This is a genomic window from Bilifractor sp. LCP21S3_F8, assembly GCF_052117805.1.
GTDB lineage: Bacteria > Bacillota > Clostridia > Lachnospirales > Lachnospiraceae > Bilifractor.
Map to the genome: position 1 here is coordinate 1 of NZ_JBQKIK010000078.1, position 411 is coordinate 411.

Annotated in this window: 1 protein-coding gene; it reads right to left on the reverse strand. The window is 40.9% G+C overall.

The window, feature by feature from the left end:
• A partial coding sequence (gene tnpA / locus ACTQ3A_RS13960) for an IS200/IS605 family transposase (protein ID WP_441495349.1) occupies positions 1 to 410 on the reverse strand: 410 nt, incomplete at its 3' end.
• Position 411: the final 1 nt, after the last annotated feature.

The window sequence follows — 411 nt, forward strand, 5'->3', positions numbered from 1 at the left end:
TGTATGATATCCGCCCGCTCCTGGTCTTGGATATATTTTCTGATGGTAGCTTCATTTAACCCTACTGTACTGACATAATATCCTTCTGACCAAAAATGTCTGTTTCCAAACTTGTATTTTAAATTTGCGTGCCTATCAAACATCATAAGGGCACTTTTCCCCTTCAAATATCCCATAAATGATGCCACACTGATCTTAGACGGTATGCTGACCAGCATATGTACATGATCTGGCATCAGGTGGCCTTCGATAATTGTGACACCCTTATATGCACATAACTGATGAAGTATCTCTGCAAGATCTTGCTTGTATTGATTGTAAATGATTTTTCGCCTATACTTTGGTGTGAACACGATATGGTACTTGCACAGCCATTTGGTATGCGCAAGGCTATTCGCCTGGTTCGCCATG